Annotated in this window: 18 protein-coding genes; 5 read left to right on the top strand and 13 right to left on the bottom strand. The window is 61.5% G+C overall.

All coding sequences use genetic code 11. The features are described 5' to 3' along the window. The first annotated feature begins 5 nt into the window (after positions 1–5). On the top strand, positions 6–3161 hold the full coding sequence (locus ACK8CP_RS05100) for an efflux RND transporter permease subunit (RefSeq protein ID WP_414833551.1): 3156 nt from the start codon (positions 6–8) through the stop codon (positions 3159–3161). A gap of 88 nt (positions 3162–3249) precedes the next feature. On the opposite strand, the gene ACK8CP_RS05095 is transcribed toward ACK8CP_RS05100, so the two are convergent. After that, positions 3250–3471: a hypothetical protein gene (locus ACK8CP_RS05095; protein ID WP_414833550.1), complete on the bottom strand. Its 222-nt coding sequence runs from the start codon at positions 3469–3471 to the stop codon at positions 3250–3252. Positions 3472–3817: 346 nt separating this feature from the next. On the opposite strand from ACK8CP_RS05095, the gene ACK8CP_RS05090 reads away from it, so the two are divergent. Then, complete coding sequence (locus tag ACK8CP_RS05090; RefSeq protein WP_234628112.1) at positions 3818–4360, top strand: hypothetical protein; 543 nt, start codon at positions 3818–3820, stop codon at positions 4358–4360. Then, complete coding sequence (locus tag ACK8CP_RS05085; RefSeq protein WP_414833549.1) at positions 4360–4488, top strand: hypothetical protein; 129 nt, start codon at positions 4360–4362, stop codon at positions 4486–4488. Before ACK8CP_RS05090 ends, ACK8CP_RS05085 begins: the two co-directional genes overlap by 1 nt. A gap of 94 nt (positions 4489–4582) precedes the next feature. On the opposite strand, the gene tgt is transcribed toward ACK8CP_RS05085, so the two are convergent. From tgt to gyrA, 8 genes are all read right to left on the bottom strand, one after another. After that, positions 4583–5701 (bottom strand): tRNA guanosine(34) transglycosylase Tgt, encoded by a 1119-nt coding sequence (tgt, locus tag ACK8CP_RS05080; RefSeq protein WP_414833548.1) that lies wholly within the window; start codon positions 5699–5701, stop codon positions 4583–4585. Next, on the bottom strand, positions 5698–6798 hold the full coding sequence (gene queA / locus ACK8CP_RS05075; RefSeq protein ID WP_414833547.1) for a tRNA preQ1(34) S-adenosylmethionine ribosyltransferase-isomerase QueA: 1101 nt from the start codon (positions 6796–6798) through the stop codon (positions 5698–5700). The genes tgt and queA overlap by 4 nt, the downstream gene beginning before the upstream one ends. A gap of 38 nt (positions 6799–6836) precedes the next feature. Then, a complete protein-coding gene (locus ACK8CP_RS05070; protein WP_414833546.1) occupies positions 6837–7301 on the bottom strand; it encodes a peptidylprolyl isomerase in 465 nt (154 codons plus the stop codon). Positions 7302–7429: 128 nt separating this feature from the next. After that, positions 7430–7681 carry a hypothetical protein gene (locus ACK8CP_RS05065; RefSeq protein ID WP_414833545.1) on the bottom strand — a complete coding sequence of 84 codons (252 nt, stop codon included), beginning with the start codon at positions 7679–7681 and terminating at the stop codon, positions 7430–7432. A 108-nt stretch (positions 7682–7789) separates the two neighbouring features. Continuing rightward, positions 7790–8353: a peptidylprolyl isomerase gene (locus ACK8CP_RS05060; protein WP_414833544.1), complete on the bottom strand. Its 564-nt coding sequence runs from the start codon at positions 8351–8353 to the stop codon at positions 7790–7792. Between the two features lie 45 nt (positions 8354–8398). Then, the gene (coaD, locus tag ACK8CP_RS05055; RefSeq protein ID WP_128294131.1) at positions 8399–8899 is read right to left on the bottom strand and encodes a pantetheine-phosphate adenylyltransferase; all 501 of its coding nucleotides are present in this window, start codon (positions 8897–8899) and stop codon (positions 8399–8401) included. 61 nt (positions 8900–8960) lie between these two features. After that, a complete protein-coding gene (locus ACK8CP_RS05050) occupies positions 8961–9572 on the bottom strand; it encodes a LysE family translocator (protein ID WP_414833543.1) in 612 nt (203 codons plus the stop codon). Positions 9573–9586: 14 nt separating this feature from the next. Beyond that, positions 9587–12328 (bottom strand): DNA gyrase subunit A, encoded by a 2742-nt coding sequence (gene gyrA / locus ACK8CP_RS05045; protein ID WP_414834192.1) that lies wholly within the window; start codon positions 12326–12328, stop codon positions 9587–9589. 337 nt (positions 12329–12665) lie between these two features. On the opposite strand from gyrA, the gene ACK8CP_RS05040 reads away from it, so the two are divergent. Then, positions 12666–13301, top strand: coding sequence for a MarC family protein (locus tag ACK8CP_RS05040; RefSeq protein ID WP_414833542.1), 636 nt, complete (start codon positions 12666–12668; stop codon positions 13299–13301). A gap of 75 nt (positions 13302–13376) precedes the next feature. Here the strand turns inward: ACK8CP_RS05040 and ACK8CP_RS05035 are convergent, their stop codons facing one another. Next, on the bottom strand, positions 13377–13940 hold the full coding sequence (locus tag ACK8CP_RS05035) for a type 1 glutamine amidotransferase domain-containing protein (protein ID WP_234628116.1): 564 nt from the start codon (positions 13938–13940) through the stop codon (positions 13377–13379). On the opposite strand from ACK8CP_RS05035, the gene ACK8CP_RS05030 reads away from it, so the two are divergent. Then, the gene (locus ACK8CP_RS05030; protein ID WP_414833541.1) at positions 13939–14664 is read left to right on the top strand and encodes a hypothetical protein; all 726 of its coding nucleotides are present in this window, start codon (positions 13939–13941) and stop codon (positions 14662–14664) included. The genes ACK8CP_RS05035 and ACK8CP_RS05030 overlap by 2 nt on opposite strands. 103 nt (positions 14665–14767) lie before the next feature. Here ACK8CP_RS05030 and ACK8CP_RS05025 read toward each other — a convergent pair whose 3' ends face one another. From ACK8CP_RS05025 to ACK8CP_RS05015, 3 genes are all read right to left on the bottom strand, one after another. Then, complete coding sequence (locus tag ACK8CP_RS05025; protein WP_092816670.1) at positions 14768–14926, bottom strand: DUF1127 domain-containing protein; 159 nt, start codon at positions 14924–14926, stop codon at positions 14768–14770. A gap of 176 nt (positions 14927–15102) precedes the next feature. Further along, complete coding sequence (locus tag ACK8CP_RS05020) at positions 15103–15864, bottom strand: potassium channel family protein (RefSeq protein WP_414834191.1); 762 nt, start codon at positions 15862–15864, stop codon at positions 15103–15105. A gap of 265 nt (positions 15865–16129) precedes the next feature. Then, positions 16130–16558 (bottom strand): NUDIX domain-containing protein, encoded by a 429-nt coding sequence (locus tag ACK8CP_RS05015; protein ID WP_414833540.1) that lies wholly within the window; start codon positions 16556–16558, stop codon positions 16130–16132. Positions 16559–16585: the final 27 nt, after the last annotated feature.

Below are 16585 nucleotides of genomic sequence, written 5' to 3'. Positions count from 1 at the left end.
ACGGCATGATTTTTGACGTCTTCATCCGCCGGCCGCGACTGGCCTTCGTCATCTCGATCCTGATCACTCTGGTCGGGCTCATTTCGATCGCCGTGATTCCGGTTGCCCAATATCCGGACATCGCGCCTCCGACGATCAGCGTGTCCACGCAATATATCGGCGCAAGTGCCGAAACCGTCGAACAGGCCATCGCGCAGCCACTCGAAAGTGCCATCAACGGCGTCGAGGACATGCGCTACATGAAGTCGACGTCGAGCTCGGACGGTTCCTATGAGCTCAACGTCACATTCGAGCTCGGCACGGATCCGGATGTTGCCGCCATTAACGTGCAAAACCGCGTGGCCCAGGTCGAAAGCCAGCTGCCGGCGGAAGTGCGTTCGGTCGGCATCAACGTGGCCCGAGCCTCACGGGACCAGCTCCAGGTCTTTCTGTTCTATTCGCCGGACGATCGCTTCGATGAATTGTTCATCGCGAACTTCGTTGCCCTCAACGTCATCGACGAGCTGAAACGCGTCAACGGCGTCGGCAACGTTCAGGTCTTCGGTGAACGCGATTACGCCATGCGGATCTGGCTCGATCCGCAGAAGCTCAGCAATCTCAAGCTGACGCCCGCCGATATTGCCGCTGCGGTCGAATCGCAGAACCTGCAGGCGGCCGCCGGCAAGCTCGGCGCAGCTCCCCTCGTCGACGCACAGCGGCTCGAGCTGACGATCAACACCAAGGGGCGCCTGAGCGACGCGGAAGAATTTCGCAACATCATCCTGCGCTCCAATCCGGACGGCTCCGTCGTCCGCCTGGGGGATGTTGCACGGGTCGAGCTGGCGTCTGAGAGTTACGGCGTCATTGCCCGCTACAACGGCAAGCCGATGGCGGCCGTCGCCACCTATCTTTCCCCGGGCGCCAATGCGGTGACGGTCGCAACCAACGTCACGAAGCGGCTCGAAGAGCTGTCGGAGCGCTTCCCCGAGGGGCTCGAGTACAGATACATCTACAATGCGTCCGATTTCGTCGGAACGATGATCGAGAAGGTCGTGTCGACCCTGATCGAGGCGTTCGTTCTGGTCGCGATCGTCGTGTTTATCTTCATCGGACGTTTCCGAGCGACCCTCATTCCGATGATCGCCGTACCTGTCGCCATCATCGGTGCGCTCGCGATCATGTATGCCTTCGGGTACAGCGCGAACACGATCTCACTTCTCGCTTTGGTGCTCGCCATCGGTATCGTCGTCGACGACGCCATCATCGTCGTCGAGAACGTCGAACGCGTGATGGAGGAGGATCCGCATCTCACGCCGAATGAGGCCACGCATAAGGCGATGAGCGAGATCGTCGGGCCGATCATCGCCATCACCCTGGTGCTTCTCTCGGTTTTCGTGCCGGTTGCCTTCCTGCCCGGCTCCTCCGGTGCGCTGTTCCGCCAGTTTGCTGTCGCGATTTCCGCCGCAATGGTGATTTCGGCCATCAACGCGCTGACCTTGTCACCGGCGCTGTGCGCCCTCTTCCTCCGCTCCGGCGAACCGATGCGGATCATGCGCGGCATCACCCATGCCGTTGACAAAATCGGGCACGGATATGCGTGGATCATCAGCAAGCTGATGAACGTGGCCGTCATCTCGCTCGTGGTTCTCGTCGCCCTTGGTGCGGCCACTGGCTACATGTTCTTGCGTACGCCCGCGGGCTTCCTCCCGAACGAAGACAAGGGCTTCGTCATCGTCATCATGAACCTGCCGCCGGGCGCTTCCCTGAATCGCACCGATATCGCTGCGAAGAAGGCGGAAGCGATCATCCGGCAGGATCCGGGCGTGGAGAGCATCGGCACCGTCCTGGGCTTCGATCTCCTTGGCGGTGGCGCAGCCTCGAATGCAGGCCTGATGTTCCTGGGATTGAAGCCGTACGACGAGCGTCAATCGCCCGACCTTGCGATCGGCTCTGTCATCGGCCGGCTCTATGGTGGCCTGTCGACCATTCCGGATGCCCAGTTCATTCCGCTGCAGCCGCCAGCAATTTCTGGCGTCGGCTCTTTCGGCGGCTTTGAGTTTGTGCTCGAGGCTCTGCAGGGACAGGAGCCGTCAGAGCTTGCGGCCGTCATGCGTGGTTTGCTGGTGCAGGCCAACCAGCAGCCGCAATTGACGCGGGTCTACGCCAACTTCGAGGCCGAGACGCCACAGATCCGTCTGGATATCGACCGCACGAAGGCGCAGACGCTCGGCGTGCCGATCAACGAGATCTTCGCCGCCCTGCAATCCACCTTCGGCGGGTACTATATCAACGATTTCAATCTGTTCGGCCGCACCTGGACAGTCCGTATGCAGGCGGAGAAGGAATACCGCACGTCGATCGATGACATTTATGACATCGAAGTGCGCAACAATTCCGGCGAGATGGTGCCACTTTCCACCTTCGCACGCGCCGAACTGACCGTCGGCCCACGCAGCCTGACGCGCTACAACAACTATCGCTCGGTCTCTATCCAGGGCTCTCCCGCGCCAGGCTTTGGCGACGGTGATGCAACCGACGCCATGGAGCAGGTGGCGAAATCCCTTCCGAGTGGCTACGGCTATGAATGGACGGGCCAGGCGCTTGAACAGAAGCAATCGGCAGGACAGACGCCGATCGTCCTTGGCGCGGCCGTCGTGTTTGCCTTCCTGTTCCTGGTTGCGCTTTACGAGAGCTGGAACGTGCCGATCCCGGTGCTGCTGTCGACGATCAGCGCCATGTTCGGCGCCATGTTGGCGATTTGGTGGGTCGGGGCAAACTTCAGCCTCTATGCGCAGATCGGCGTTGTCGTGCTGATCGCACTGTCAGCGAAGAACGCAATCCTGATCAACGCATTCGCGCTCGAACAACGCGAGTTCGGTATGGATCTGCACGACGCTGCGGTTGAAGGCGCCCGGTTGCGTTTCCGCCCGGTGATGATGACGAGCTTCGCCTTTATCGCCGGTCTCGTCCCGCTGGTCCGGGCGACTGGTCCTGGCGCGGGCTCCATGCAGGCTGTGGGTATTCCAGTCTTCGCCGGCATGATCGGTGCGGCGACGATCGGCATCTTCCTCATCCCGCTCCTCTTCGGCGTCTTCCAGTGGATGCGCGAAAAGACCGGTTGGAAGCCGCATCGTCCGCCGACGTCCGAACGGGGCGAAGAAAGCACGGCGCCTGCCGAATAAAGCCGAAAGATCAGATCGCGGGCTCTTTCAGCCCGCGATCTCAATTTTGAAAACACGTCGCTTTTGAAGACAAGGCTCAGGCCTCAAGCTAGCCAGCGGCGTCAGCAGCCTGCAACTCGGCCGACCGAACCTCTCTCTTACGGATCTGGAAGGTCTGAAACGGGCCGTTGAGCACCAGACCCTTCGCGTCGTCGCGATGCGCGAGACCTTCCTCGACCAGCCCGTCCATCACCCAGTTGGGGAGCGCGCTCCGGGGCGTGTGCGCGTAGAGTTCGAGCAGGATTGTCTGGTAGAGGGACGTTTCGGTCATTGCGCCAAGGCCTCCGCTATTTCTTGGGAACGCAGAACAACGCAACTGACTGCGTCCAAGATAGCTGAGTCGGCTTCAAGATCGTATCCGCGCCCGAACGTCTGCCTGAGGCTGCATCCAACCCCACAGGGGGCCTCTCATTCCGTGCCGGCGGGAGACCGTTTCACACGGAAGTGAAGAGGCGCAGATGCAAGCTCAAGCTCGTCGAGACCCAGCCAAAGCCGGGGCGCCGGAGGCTTTCGCAACACGGCGAGCAATCAACTTCTTAACGACAACCACATCTTCACGGAACTGAACGGCGGGTTAACGAATTATCCTGTCGAAGTTCTTGAAGAGGTGCAATCCCATGTTCAGTCTGAAAGCAGGCTGGGGGCGAAACCTGGCAGTTGCTGCAACAGGCATTCTGGCGACGGTGCTGATCGGCACGGTCCAAGTGAACTCGTTGAACGCACCTCTTCCAAAAGCCCTTCCTCAGGCCGCACCGAAAGCCGATCGCCTGGATCTCGTCGCCTACCACCCCGAGCCGCGTGCGCTCACCAAGGGCCAGGAAGATGCCGTGCGCGGCGCAGTCGAAACCTTCGTCTGGGGTCTCTCGAACAAGCAGCCGAAGGCCGTCTGGCGCTTTGCGACGGAGTACGAGCAGGATCGCTTCGGAACCGAGGAAGCGGCCTACACATTCTTTTCCAAGATCCACCCACCGCTCGTCTATGCGAAGCGGCTGACGGTGGACAGTGTCACCCAGGATGGCGAGGCAACCATGGTGAAGACCTATGTGCGTGACCGCATTGGCTTGCAATGGTCCGCCGATTTTGCTCTCCTGCAGGATGACGCAGGCGACTGGAAAATCGTTGACTGCAAATTGAGGCCGGCTCCGGGAGAATTGATCTGATGCCGAAAGCACGTGCAAAAGCCATCGCCGTTCAGGCCGACAAGGAGGCCCGAAGCGCACAGCTCTTCTGGTGGAGCTCTTTGGGCGCTATAGCGGCAATCGCTCTCGCCGCCGCCATCAGCCGCTAATTTCTGGAACGTTGAAGCCCCGGTACCGCCGGGGCTTTTTCATATCGGCCGTGCAATCGCCTCTGCCGCGCGCCCGAGCGAATGGAGCTGGCCGTTACGGCGCTCCCCTCTCCCAGTTCTCCCGCACCTCTGCGACATAATCCGTATAGCGTCCTTCGCTGATCGCCTGCCGGGCTTCTTTCATGAGCGTCTGGTAATAGGCGAGGTTCGACCAGGTCAGCAGCATCGCCCCGAGCGTTTCCTGCGTACGGAAGAGATGATGAAGATAGGCGCGGGAATAATCGCGCGCCGCCGGGCAATCGCTCGAAGGGTCGAGCGGACTTAAATCCTCCGCGTGCTTGGCATTGCGCATATTGAGGCGTCCGTAGCGCGTAAACGCCTGGCCGTGCCGTCCGGCGCGGGTCGGCATCACGCAATCGAACATATCGATGCCGCGCGCGATCGACAGCAAGATATCCTCAGGTGTCCCGACGCCCATCAGGTAGCGAGGCGCCTCGTCTGGCAGTGCGGGCACCGTCTCCTGGAGAATTTCCAGCATGACCGACTGAGGTTCGCCGACGGCGAGGCCCCCGACTGCATACCCGTGGAAACCGATCTGGCGCAGCCCCTCGGCTGATCGCAATCGCAAATCGGCCTGGTCTCCGCCCTGCACGATCCCAAAAAGCGCCCTTCCCGGTTCGCCACCAAACGCCGCCTTCGAGCGCTCACCCCAACGCAGCGACAATTCCATCGCCCGCTCGACCTCGGAATAGTCCGCCGGCAATTTCAGGCATTCGTCGAGCTGCATGGTGATATCGGCGCCGAGGAGCCCCTGAATCTCCACGGAGCGTTCCGGCGTCAGACGATGTGTCGATCCATCGACATGCGATTTGAAAGTGACGCCGTCCTCGTCGAGCTTCGTCAGCTGGGCGAGCGACATCACCTGAAAGCCGCCGGAATCCGTCAGGATCGGATGCGGCCACCGCATGAAAGAATGCAGCCCACCCAATCGTGCCACGCGCTCCGCGCCCGGCCGCAGCATCAGGTGATAGGTGTTGCCGAGGACGATATCGGCCCCAAGCTCCCTCACCTGCTCGGGATACATGGCTTTCACAGTGGCCTGCGTCCCGACCGGCATGAAGGCGGGTGTGCGGATGAGACCGCGCGGCATGGAGATCGTGCCGCGACGGGCATTCCCGTCTCGCGCCTGAAGAGTGAACGAGAATTCGGTCATTTGGGCCTGATGGAGGGCGTCGCCGGTTCGAGGAGCGAGGCATCGCCGTAGGAGTAGAAGCGATATTTTTCCTCGATCGCATGGGCATAAGCGGCCTTCATACGGTCGAGACCCGAAAACGCAGACACGAGCATGAACAGCGTCGAGCGCGGCAGGTGAAAATTCGTGAAAAGCCGGTCGATGATGCGGAAGCGATAGCCGGGCGTGATGAAAATCCCGGTCTTGCCGGAAAAAGGCTGCAGAAGACCATTCTCGTCGCCGGCGCTTTCGAGGATACGCAAGGCCGTGGTCCCGATCGCGACAACGCGCCCACCACGCCGGCGTGTCTCGTTGACGGCTTCCGCCGTCTCCTCGCTCACCTCGCCCCACTCTTCGTGCATGACGTGGTCGTCCGTCTCTTCGCTTTTCACCGGCAGAAACGTGCCGGCCCCCACATGCAGCGTCACCAGACGGCGTTCGATGCCCTTGTCAGCGAGAGCGGCCAAAAGATTGTCCGTGAAATGCAGCCCTGCCGTCGGCGCAGCGACAGCGCCCTCCTTCGCCGCATAGACCGTCTGATAATCTTCCAGATCGGCCGCATCGGCCTGGCGGCGCGAGGCGATATAAGGCGGAAGCGGCATAGCCCCCTGGCCGTGGATGGCTTCGTCGAGCACCGGCCCGGCAAGCGAAAAGCCGAGTGTGATGGTACCGGCCTCGCCTTTCTCGACAACGCGCGCGTCGAGCGTTCCGGCGATACAGGTCTCGTCCTCCCCGCCGAAACGAAGCATATCGCCGGGCTTCAGTTTGCGGCCCGGCTTGGCGAGTGCCATCCAATGGGATTGATCCAGCCGCTCGATCAGGGTCGCTTCCACGCGGATCGCCTGACCGTCCGGCGTGCGCGGGAGACGGCGTCCGGCGAGCCGCGCCGGAATGACGGCCGTGTCGTTCAAGACGAGGAGATCGCCGGGCTCCAAAAGTGCGGGAAGATCGAAGACTCGGAGATCGCGGAAAGGCCCTTCAGAGGGCACGACGAGAAGCCGCGCGGAATCGCGCGGCCGCGCCGGACGAAGCGCGATCCGCTCTTCCGGCAACTCGAAATCGAAAGCATCGATACGCATGGGGAAAAAGGCGGCGGCGAGAGGCCGCCGCCAAATTATCAGGCGTCTGCGGCGACCTTGATCGACTGGACGGTGTCAGGCTGCCGCGGCGGCTCGCCCTTGTTGATCTGATCGACGACATCCATGCCGTCCACGACTTCGCCCCAGACGGTGTACTGGCGATCGAGCCACGGGGCCTCGGCAAAGCAGATGAAGAACTGGCTGTCGCCGGAATTGGGATCCATGGCGCGCGCCATCGAGACGGTGCCACGCGTGTGCTTCTCCGACGAGAATTCCGCTTTGAGCTTCTTGCCGGATCCGCCCGTGCCGTTGCCCTGGGGGCAGCCGGTCTGAGCCATGAAACCGTCGATGACGCGGTGGAACTTCACACCGTCATAGAAGCCGTCGCGCACGAGCTCCTTGATCCGCGCCACATGGTTGGGCGCGAGATCCGGGCGCATGGCGATGGTCACCTGCCCCTTGCTGGTTTCCATGATGAGTGTGTCTTCGGGTTCTGTAGCCATGATGTCCTGGGTTCCTGTGGTGTTTTGGTTCGCACGCTGCATGCGAACCAGCTTGTCGAGTTTTGCCTGGCTATCGGCTTTGTGAAGGTTCTCGGTGCCAGCGCAGGAACCGCGTATCTGTTGCGGACCTATCCACCCGGATTTTTCGGGATGCCAGCCGGAGTCAAGTACGCGCCGAGCACATTTGTCGTCCAACTGCGCCCACCACGATCACGAATATGCATCGCAGCACGGTCAAAATGAATCGCTTGGTTCGAGAGCTCCCGCGTATAACGCATATTTTGCAGGATACCGAGACCGCTCATCGCAGGCTCGTCCCCTGCAATATGCCACTTGCCAACGTTATTCTTCCCGGCCGTGCAGCGCGTAATGTCAGCCATCTAAACCTCCCCTTCAGGCAGCATTCTCTGAAGGGAAACAATGTCACGTTGCAAACCGTGATACGAACTCGCAAATCGGTTGATAATGTCGCAGTACTTATAATTTGACTATTTCTTGTTTGAAGGGGTGTCCGCCGCAACCTTCATGCTGATGATCTTGTCCGGATTGTCCACTTTGCCATTGGCACTGGAACTTCCCTTCTTGATATTGTCGACGAGGTCCATGCCGTCGGTGACTTCGCCCACGACGGTGTACTTGCCGTCAAGGCTCGGGGCCGGCGCGAACATGATGAAGAATTGCGAGTTGGCGCTGTCAGGATTGCTCGAGCGCGCCATGCCGACGACGCCGCGCACGAAAGGCTCATCGGAGAATTCTGCCTTGAGGTCCGGCAGATCCGATCCCCCCATGCCGGTGCCGGTCGGATCGCCGGTCTGTGCCATGAAGCCGTCGATCACGCGATGAAACGGCACACCGTCGTAGAAACCCTGGCGCGTCAACGTCTTCAGGCGTTCGGCATGGTTCGGCGCGAGATCCGGACGCAGGTGAATGCTGACAGTGCCGTCCTTCAACTGCAGCAAGAGCGTGTTTTCGGCATCCGCAGATTGCGCCAGCACGGGCTGTGACAGCGTGCAGGTGACGGCAAAGGCGACCGTGGCCAGCCATTTCAGCATGAAATATCCTTCCTTGAGATCTGAACCCGCAGGCGGAGCAATCGTTCAGCGGCTGGCGAGCGCCACGCGTACGGCGTCGGCCGCTGAAGCCGGCACGAAGGGCCCGATGTCGCCGCCCATGGCTGCGATCTGACGCACGAGCGTGGCCGTGATGTGACGATGATGCGGGCTCGCCGGCACGAAAACCGTCTGCAGCCAATGGGCCATGGTGCGGTTCATGCCGACCATCTGCATCTCGTAATCGAGATCCGTTCCGTCACGCAGACCGCGGATCAGGATGGTCGCGCCGACCTCCTGCGCGAGGTCGACGACGAGATTGTCGAAGCTCAGAACCTCGAGCGTCACTTCGCTGCTTTCCGCCAGCGGACCCGCGACTTCCTCGATGAGCGCGATGCGCTTGTCGATGTCGAGGAGGCCCGACTTCGTCGGATGGCGCCCGACGGCCACGATAACCCGATCGACCAGCCCAAAGGCCGCCTGGAGGATATCGATATGCCCGTTCGTCAGCGGGTCGAATGAGCCCGGGTAGAGTGCAGTGCGAATCATGGGGTCCGCTTAGCGTCACCTGCGGTGAACCGCAATGTGTAGGATGTCGGTTCGATACGCGTCACCGGCGGCCCAGCGCCATCCAAAGGCCGCCTCCGACAAGACATGTCCCGCCGAAGATCTCCACCAGGCGTACGTTGCGCCTCGACAGAAGCAGACCCGTCCGGCCCGCGGCAAGCGCGTACACGCTATCGAGGCATGTCGCCACCACCATGAAGGTGCCGCCGAGTAGAAGCGTCTGCGTCACCGCCGATCCCGTCGGATCGATGAACTGCGGAATGAGAGCGCCGAAGAAGAACAAAGCCTTCGGATTCGACCAGATGACGACGAAGCCCTGCCAGAACCAGTTGCGCGTGGCCTTCGCGGCATCGGCATTCCCGAGCGTACCGTCGGCACGCCAGAGCTTGATCCCAAGCCAGATGAGGTAAGCGGCGCCGACAAGCTTCAGCCAGAAGAACGCCTCGCCCAGGAGCGCGACGACCGCCGAAAACCCGAAAGCGAGGATCGCGACCATCATGGCGATGCCGGCCTGCGTGCCAGCGACGTTCATCAAACCGGCCCGTGCACCGTGGCGCATGGAATTGGCGATAATGACCGTTACCGTCGGTCCAGGAACGATCACGACGGCGATGCACGCCGCGAGATATGTCAGCCAGCTTGCAAGCTCAATCATCGGCCCCTCGACCTTTACTCCGTTGGCGGCTCTCCCGCGGCTCCGCCGTTATCGCCGTCCTGCGGATCGGATTCGGGGGCACCCTCTTCGCCCCCCTCTCCATTCCCGTTGAGCTCGTCCTGCGCGCTCGCCTCCGTGATCCGCTCGACGGATACCACTTTTTCGTCTTTCGCGGTGGAAAAGACAATAACGCCCTGCGCCGCGCGCCCGGTGATGCGAATGCCGGCGACCGGCACACGAATGAGCTGACCACGATCGGTGACGAGCATGATCTGGTCGCCTTCCTCTACAGGGAAGGACGCCACCAGCGGCCCGTTCCGCTCGTTCACGACCATGCCGATGATGCCTTTGCCGCCGCGTCCGGAGATCCGGTATTCGTGCGACGACGTCTGCTTGCCGTAGCCGTGTTCGGAAACGGTGAGGATGAACTCTTCCGCAGCGCTCATCTCGGCGTAGCGCTCCGACGACAATGCGCCGGCCTCCGCCTCGACCTCGTCGCCCTCCTCGATGACGTCTCCGGCATCGCCGTTATCGGCTTCTCCGGCGACAGCACGCCGCATCTTCAAATAGGCGCTGCGCTCCTCCGGAGTTGCCTCGAAATGCCGGAGGATCGACATGGAGATGACGCGGTCACCCTTTCCGAGACGAATTCCGCGCACGCCGACGGACGAGCGTCCGGCAAAGACACGCACATCCGTCACCGGGAAGCGAACCGATTGCCCGAAAGCGGTGGTCAGCATGACGTCGTCGTCTGCGGAGCACGTCCAGACGCCCGCGATCGCATCGCCATCGTCGAGCTTCATCGCAATCTTGCCATTGCGATTGATGTTGACGAAGTCGGCAAGCGAATTTCGCCGCACCGTTCCGCCCGTCGTGGCGAACATCAGATCGAGCCGCTCGAACTCTTTGTCGTCATCGGGAAGCGGCAGGATCGTCGTGATCGTCTCGCCTTCCTCCAGCGGCAGGATATTGACGAGTGCCTTGCCGCGCGCCTGCGGCGCAGCCAGCGGCAGACGCCAGACCTTGAGCTTGTAGACGATGCCGCGCGAGGAGAAGAACAGCACGGCCGTATGCGTGTTGGCGACGAAGAGGCGGTTGACGAAATCCTCCTCGCGGAAGGACATGCCCGACCGTCCCTTGCCGCCGCGACGCTGAGCCCGATAGGTCGCAAGCGGGACGCGCTTGATGTAGCCGGCGTGGGACACGGTGACGACCATGTCTTCGCGCTGGATCAGATCCTCGTCCTCGAGGTCGCCACCCCCCTCTTCGATCACCGTACGACGGGGCGTTGCGAATTCCGCCTTCACCGCCGACAGCTCGTCTTTGACGATGCCGAGGATCCGCACCCGCGAAGCCAGGATTTCGAGGTACTCTTTGATCTCGACCGCGAGCTTGTTCAATTCGTCGGCGATCTCGTCTCGGCCGAGAGCCGTCAGGCGCTGCAGACGCAGATCCAGGATGGCGCGCGCCTGTTCTTCCGAAAGGCGCACGGTCCCGTCTTCCAGAACCATATGCCGCGGATCGGCGATCAACCGCACGAGAGGCGCAACATCCTTGGCAGGCCAGGCCTTTGCCATCAATTGCTCACGCGCCGTCTGAGGATCGGGCGCAGCCCGGATCAGAGCAATCACCTCATCGATATTCGCCACCGCGATGGCCAGACCGACGAGGACATGCGCGCGATCACGGGCCTTGCCGAGCAGGAATTTCGTACGACGACCGACCACTTCCTCACGGAACGAGATGAAGCTCGTCAGAATGTCTCTCAGGCCGAGCTGCTCGGGGCGTCCGCCGTTGAGCGCCACGAAATTCGCCCCAAACGTCGTCTGAAGGGGCGTGAAGCGATAAAGCTGATTGAGCACGACATCGGCGACGGCGTCGCGCTTCACTTCGATGACGACGCGCACACCCTGCCGATCGGATTCGTCGCGGATGTCCGAGATGCCCTCGAGCCGCTTCTCTCGCACGAGCTCGGCGATTTTCTCGATCATCGCTGCCTTATTCACCTGATAAGGCACCTCGGAGATGATGATCGCCTCGCGATCGCGAGCCCCCGTTTCGATCGCCACCTTGCCGCGCATGACGATCGAGCCGCGGCCGGTTTCGTAGGCAGAGCGAATGCCCGCTCGCCCAAGGATGACACCGCCTGTCGGAAAGTCCGGACCAGGGATGAGATCCATGAGATCGAGATCGGAAACCGTGGGGTCGTCGATGAGAGCGACGCAGCCGTCGATCACTTCGCCGAGATTGTGCGGGGGAATGTTCGTCGCCATACCCACGGCGATGCCGCCGGCGCCATTGACGAGGATGTTTGGGAAGCGCGCGGGAAGAACGACGGGCTCCTGCTTGCGCCCATCGTAGTTCTCCTGGAAATCGACGGTGTTCTTGTCGATGTCCTGCAGCATCGATTCCGCCGGCTTCGCCAGGCGGCATTCGGTGTACCGCATCGCCGCGGCAGGATCGCCATCGAGCGAACCGAAATTGCCCTGCCCGTCGACGAGCGGCAGGCGCATCGAAAAATCCTGCGCCATGCGCACGAGCGCGTCGTAAATCGCCTGGTCGCCGTGCGGGTGATAGTTACCCATCACCTCACCGACGACGCCCGCGCATTTGCGGTACGCCCGGTTCGAGGCGATCCCCATTTCGTTCATCGAATGGAGAATGCGGCGGTGAACGGGCTTCAGGCCGTCGCGAACGTCAGGCAGCGCACGGCTCACGATCACGCTCATGGCGTAATCGAGATACGAGGTGCGCATCTCATCTGTGATGGAGATGGAACGGATGTCGCCGCCGCGGCGTCCGTCGGAAGGAGTCTTGGCGTCAGTCAAGGAAAGAATCGAGTGCTGTGATGTGTGGCCCTCTTTCTAGCCGGAATCGGCCGATAAGCCAAGTCGAGAGCAAGTGTAATACATTAAACAAATCAAAGACTTATAAAGGTGTCTGACAGTTTCGTTGCGCCAGGCCGCGACGAAGCCCCGATTCCGTCCACAAAAGCCGCCTGAAACGGCGACGACAGGCGCGAAGCCGCGGCTTTTCGGGGGATCTCCATCGCAGGCATTTCTCCCTTATCGCGGGAGTGATAGGAGCTCGCGCATGGAACAGCTCGTTACCGCTTTCGTCACGCTCTTCGTCACCATTGATCCCGCCGGATTGGCGCCTCTCTTCCTGGCGCTGACGGCGGGCATGAACCGTGACCAGCGTCAGCAAGTGGCGCTGCGGGCGACGTTGATCGCACTTCCGATTCTGGTGATCTTCGCGCTCGCCGGATCGGCGATCCTGACGGTCTTCGGCATCACGCTGCCAGCCTTCCGCATCGCAGGCGGCATTCTTCTCTTCGTCATCGCCTTCGAGATGATCTTCGAAAAACGCCAGGAACGCCACGAGCGCAGCGCGACGCGCGTCCTCACCTCGGAAGATATCGGCCACATCGCCGTCTTCCCCCTGGCGATTCCGCTCATAGCCGGCCCCGGAGCCATCTCGGCGACGATCCTCGTCGCCGGCAAGAACCCGGGATTCGTCGGCGTGGCCGAGCTCATCCTGGTGATCTTCGCCATTCTGGGGCTCACCTTTTTCGTTCTCACGCTCGCAGAGCGAATCGAGAAACTGATCGGCGAGACCGGGCGCATCGTCATCACGCGGCTTCTCGGCGTCATTCTGGCGGCGCTCGCCGTCCAATATGTGGCCGACGGCGTGCTCGCATTCCTGGATGCGCACCAGAGCCCGCTGTGACCCCAAAAGAAAAGGCCGGCGTAATGCCGGCCTTCCCATAACCTCTGACGAGAGCATTCTCGTCGAGAACTCCTCTTACGCAGCCTGACGCTGCGTATGCCGGCCCTCGGCGATTTCCTCAGCCACTTTCGCACAAAACGCGTCGAGATCGCCCGGATTGCGGCTCGTGACGATGCCTTGATCCACGACGACTTCCTTGTCGTGCCAGTTGGCGCCGGCGTTCATCACGTCGGTCTTGATCGACTTGTAACTCGTCATGTCGCGGCCCTTGGCGACACCTGTCTCGATGAGCAGCCACGGCGCATGACAGATGGCGCCAATCGGCTTCTTCTGCTCGTAGAACGCGCGAATGAGGGAGAGAGCCTTCTCTTCCACACGCAACAGGTCGGGATTGATCTGGCCGCCCGGAAGTACGAGAGCATCGTAATCGTCCGCACTGACGGTATCGAGTTTGCGGTCGACGGGGATTTCTCTGCCCCAATCGCTCTTGTCCCAGCCCTTGATGGAGCCTTCCTGCGGCGAAACGACATGGACTTCCGCGCCCGCGTCGCGCAACTGCTTCAGCGGCACCTCGAGCTCCGACTGCTCAAATCCGTTGGTGGCAAGAATTGCGACTTTCTTTCCGGTGATATCGTGCATGTTTGAACTCCTCGAATTCATCAAAAAGCCCGCCCGTCTCTTTGGTGAATCAACGACATACCCGAATACGAGTTCCGCCATTTCTCGTTACGCCGGCTCACCGAGACGGGCCAACACCTGGCGGTGGACGACCCTGGTTCTTGCGCTCGCCGGTCTCACCGTCGCCGGCTGCACGAGCGATTCCGAAACCATGCGGATGCGCTGGTACGAGGCCCGCAAGGCGCAGCCGCCAAAGGGCGACAAGATCTATGTCTGCCACGCCTTCAGCTGTCTCCTGACGACACCGGTGCGGTTTTCGCCGAAGGAGATCAAAATGCTCTCAGGGCCTTTCCGCGGCGTCGCCAATGCGCAGGAAGAGCGCCGCGCCATCTCCAAAGCCGTGCAGATTTTCGAGCGCAACGTCGGACGGAAAATCGGCACCTCATCAGATCTGGGCGGCTTTGAGAAAGTCGGCGGCGGAGATCCGACCCAAATGGACTGCATCGACGAGGCCACCAACACAACGAGCCTGCTCGTCTTTTTGCAGGAGCACGGAGTGCTCAAATATCACATGGTCGCCGAGCCGGTCGCCAGAGGCTTCTTCCTCGACGGGCGCTATCCCCATGCGACCGCCGTCGTGACCGAAAGCCGGTCGAAGCAACGCTGGTCGATCGATTCCTGGCCCAACGCCAACGCCGAGCCGCCCGTGATCATGCCGCTCAAGGATTGGTTCGCCGAGCGGTAAGGCGGGGCGAACACCTCTCCACAAACGAAGCGCACAAACGAAGACCGCCGGCGAAGTCTCGCCGGCGGTCTTCAACCCAAAACCTGGCCTCAGAGGCCGTAAATCAGAACGTGGCTTCCCGCGCCACGCGGCGGATTTCGCCCGGAGTGATGCCGATGTCGTGCAGCTCACGAACGGAGAGCCCCTGCAACTCCTTCAGAGTGCGCTGATAGCGGCGCCAGCGGCGGAAACGACCAAGCAGGCCCTTGGAGGACGTGCCCATAATGAACCTCGGAATGTTTTATCTAGCGTTTGACGAGGCGGATATAGCGATACCTGCTCCGCTTTTGCAGTGCACAAATCGCATGGCTGGAATGCCGAAAAGGGAGGCAGTTGCCGCAATTTTGTAACGTTATCCGCCTGCGTAAGAGGCAGTTTCCGATTGCGGGGATTTTGGGTTCAGAAACGGCCCTCATCCGGGATGTTGAGGAGCTCGCCGCAGGCCTTGCAGTGAACCGCATCGGCCTCGTGGCGTTGCAGACCGCAGCTCGGGCACGTGAAGCGGATCTTGCGGGGGCGTAGGAGGACCTGCACGAGGCGCAGGAACAGCGTGACCCCAAAAATCATGATCACGACGGCAACCAGCCGCCCGCTCGTGCCGCCGAGCGTGATGTCGCCAAAACCCGTGGTCGTCAATGCGGTGACGGTGAAATAGAGCGCATCGACGTAGTTGCCGATTTCCGGATTCTGCCGGTGCTGCGTCTCATAGACGATGCCCGTCATGATGAAGAGAAACACGGCCAGATTGGCGAGTGCGATGACCGCGTCCTCATTGTGCCGGAAGAAACGGCTGCGTTTTCGGAAGCGGACGAGCACATGATATGTGCGCAAAAGCCGCAGGGTTCTGAGGACCCGCAGGAAGCCCGCCCCTTCGTCGGCAAGCGGCAGCAAAAACGAGACGATCGCGGCCACATCCGCCCAGGTCGTGGGATAGGTGAGATCCGAAAGGCGATGCCGGCTGATGAAGAGCCGGGCCAGAAAGTCTGTCAGGATGACGAGGCCCAGTCCGAAATCGAACCACATGAGCGGGCGCGAATACGGGACGAAAGACGTGACGACGACGAACAGGAGGGTCGCGCAGTCGAAGATCAAAAGCCCTGCGCGAAAATGATGGGCACGCCGGCTATCGCCCTCGTAAAGCCGCGTCAGGAAACTTCGCAGCCCCGGCGGGCTACGCCCTGAGGATGAGCCTCGTCGTCTCTTTTCTGGCAATCGCCGCTCTCGTCTTTCTGTCACAGCGATTCCCCCTCACCCCCCTGCGGCCAACGCGCTTGCCCATCATGGGTTCGCCGTCACGGCGACGCAACGCGCCGAGGCGACTGCAGAGCCTTTGAAGCAAAAGAGCCACGGGGGCCCGGCAAGAGGACCGCAATGGCTGAAACGCTGCGAAGGCGACGCACACCCCGCAGGGGCGCATGCCAGCCGCTCACATCACGTCTTCCAAGGCAGCGAGGATTGGCTGCTGGCTTTTGAGGATCTTGCTTCGCGCCGCCTCGAGGGAAAACCACCCAGCGCGATCGGCCTCGGGAAAGGCCCGTCTTCGTCCCGAATGCGGCGGCCATTCCATTTCAAAGACATTGCTCTTGAACGCGCCGAGGTCGAAATCTCCCTCAAGCGCGAAGACTTCGACACGCTTGCCACCTGCCTGCCTGAACTCGCCGAGCCAAAGGAGCACGCCCGCGGGCACGCATCCTGTTTCTTCAGCAAACTCGCGTCGGGCGGCCACCTCCGCAGCCTCCCCGTCTTCTCGCAGCCCTTTGGGGATCGACCAGGCGCCGTCATCCTTCTTCGCCCAGAACGGGCCACCTGGATGAACGAGCAGCACTTCGAGGCCGAAGGGTTTCCGGCGGAACATCAGAATGCCTGCGGAGCGGAGAATCGT

Origin of the sequence: Afifella sp. YEN Y35 (assembly GCF_047553465.1) — a bacterium.
GTDB lineage: Bacteria > Pseudomonadota > Alphaproteobacteria > Rhizobiales > Afifellaceae > Afifella > Afifella aestuarii.
Note: the sequence above shows the minus strand (reverse complement) of the source record. Positions and strands in the feature narration are given on the sequence as shown.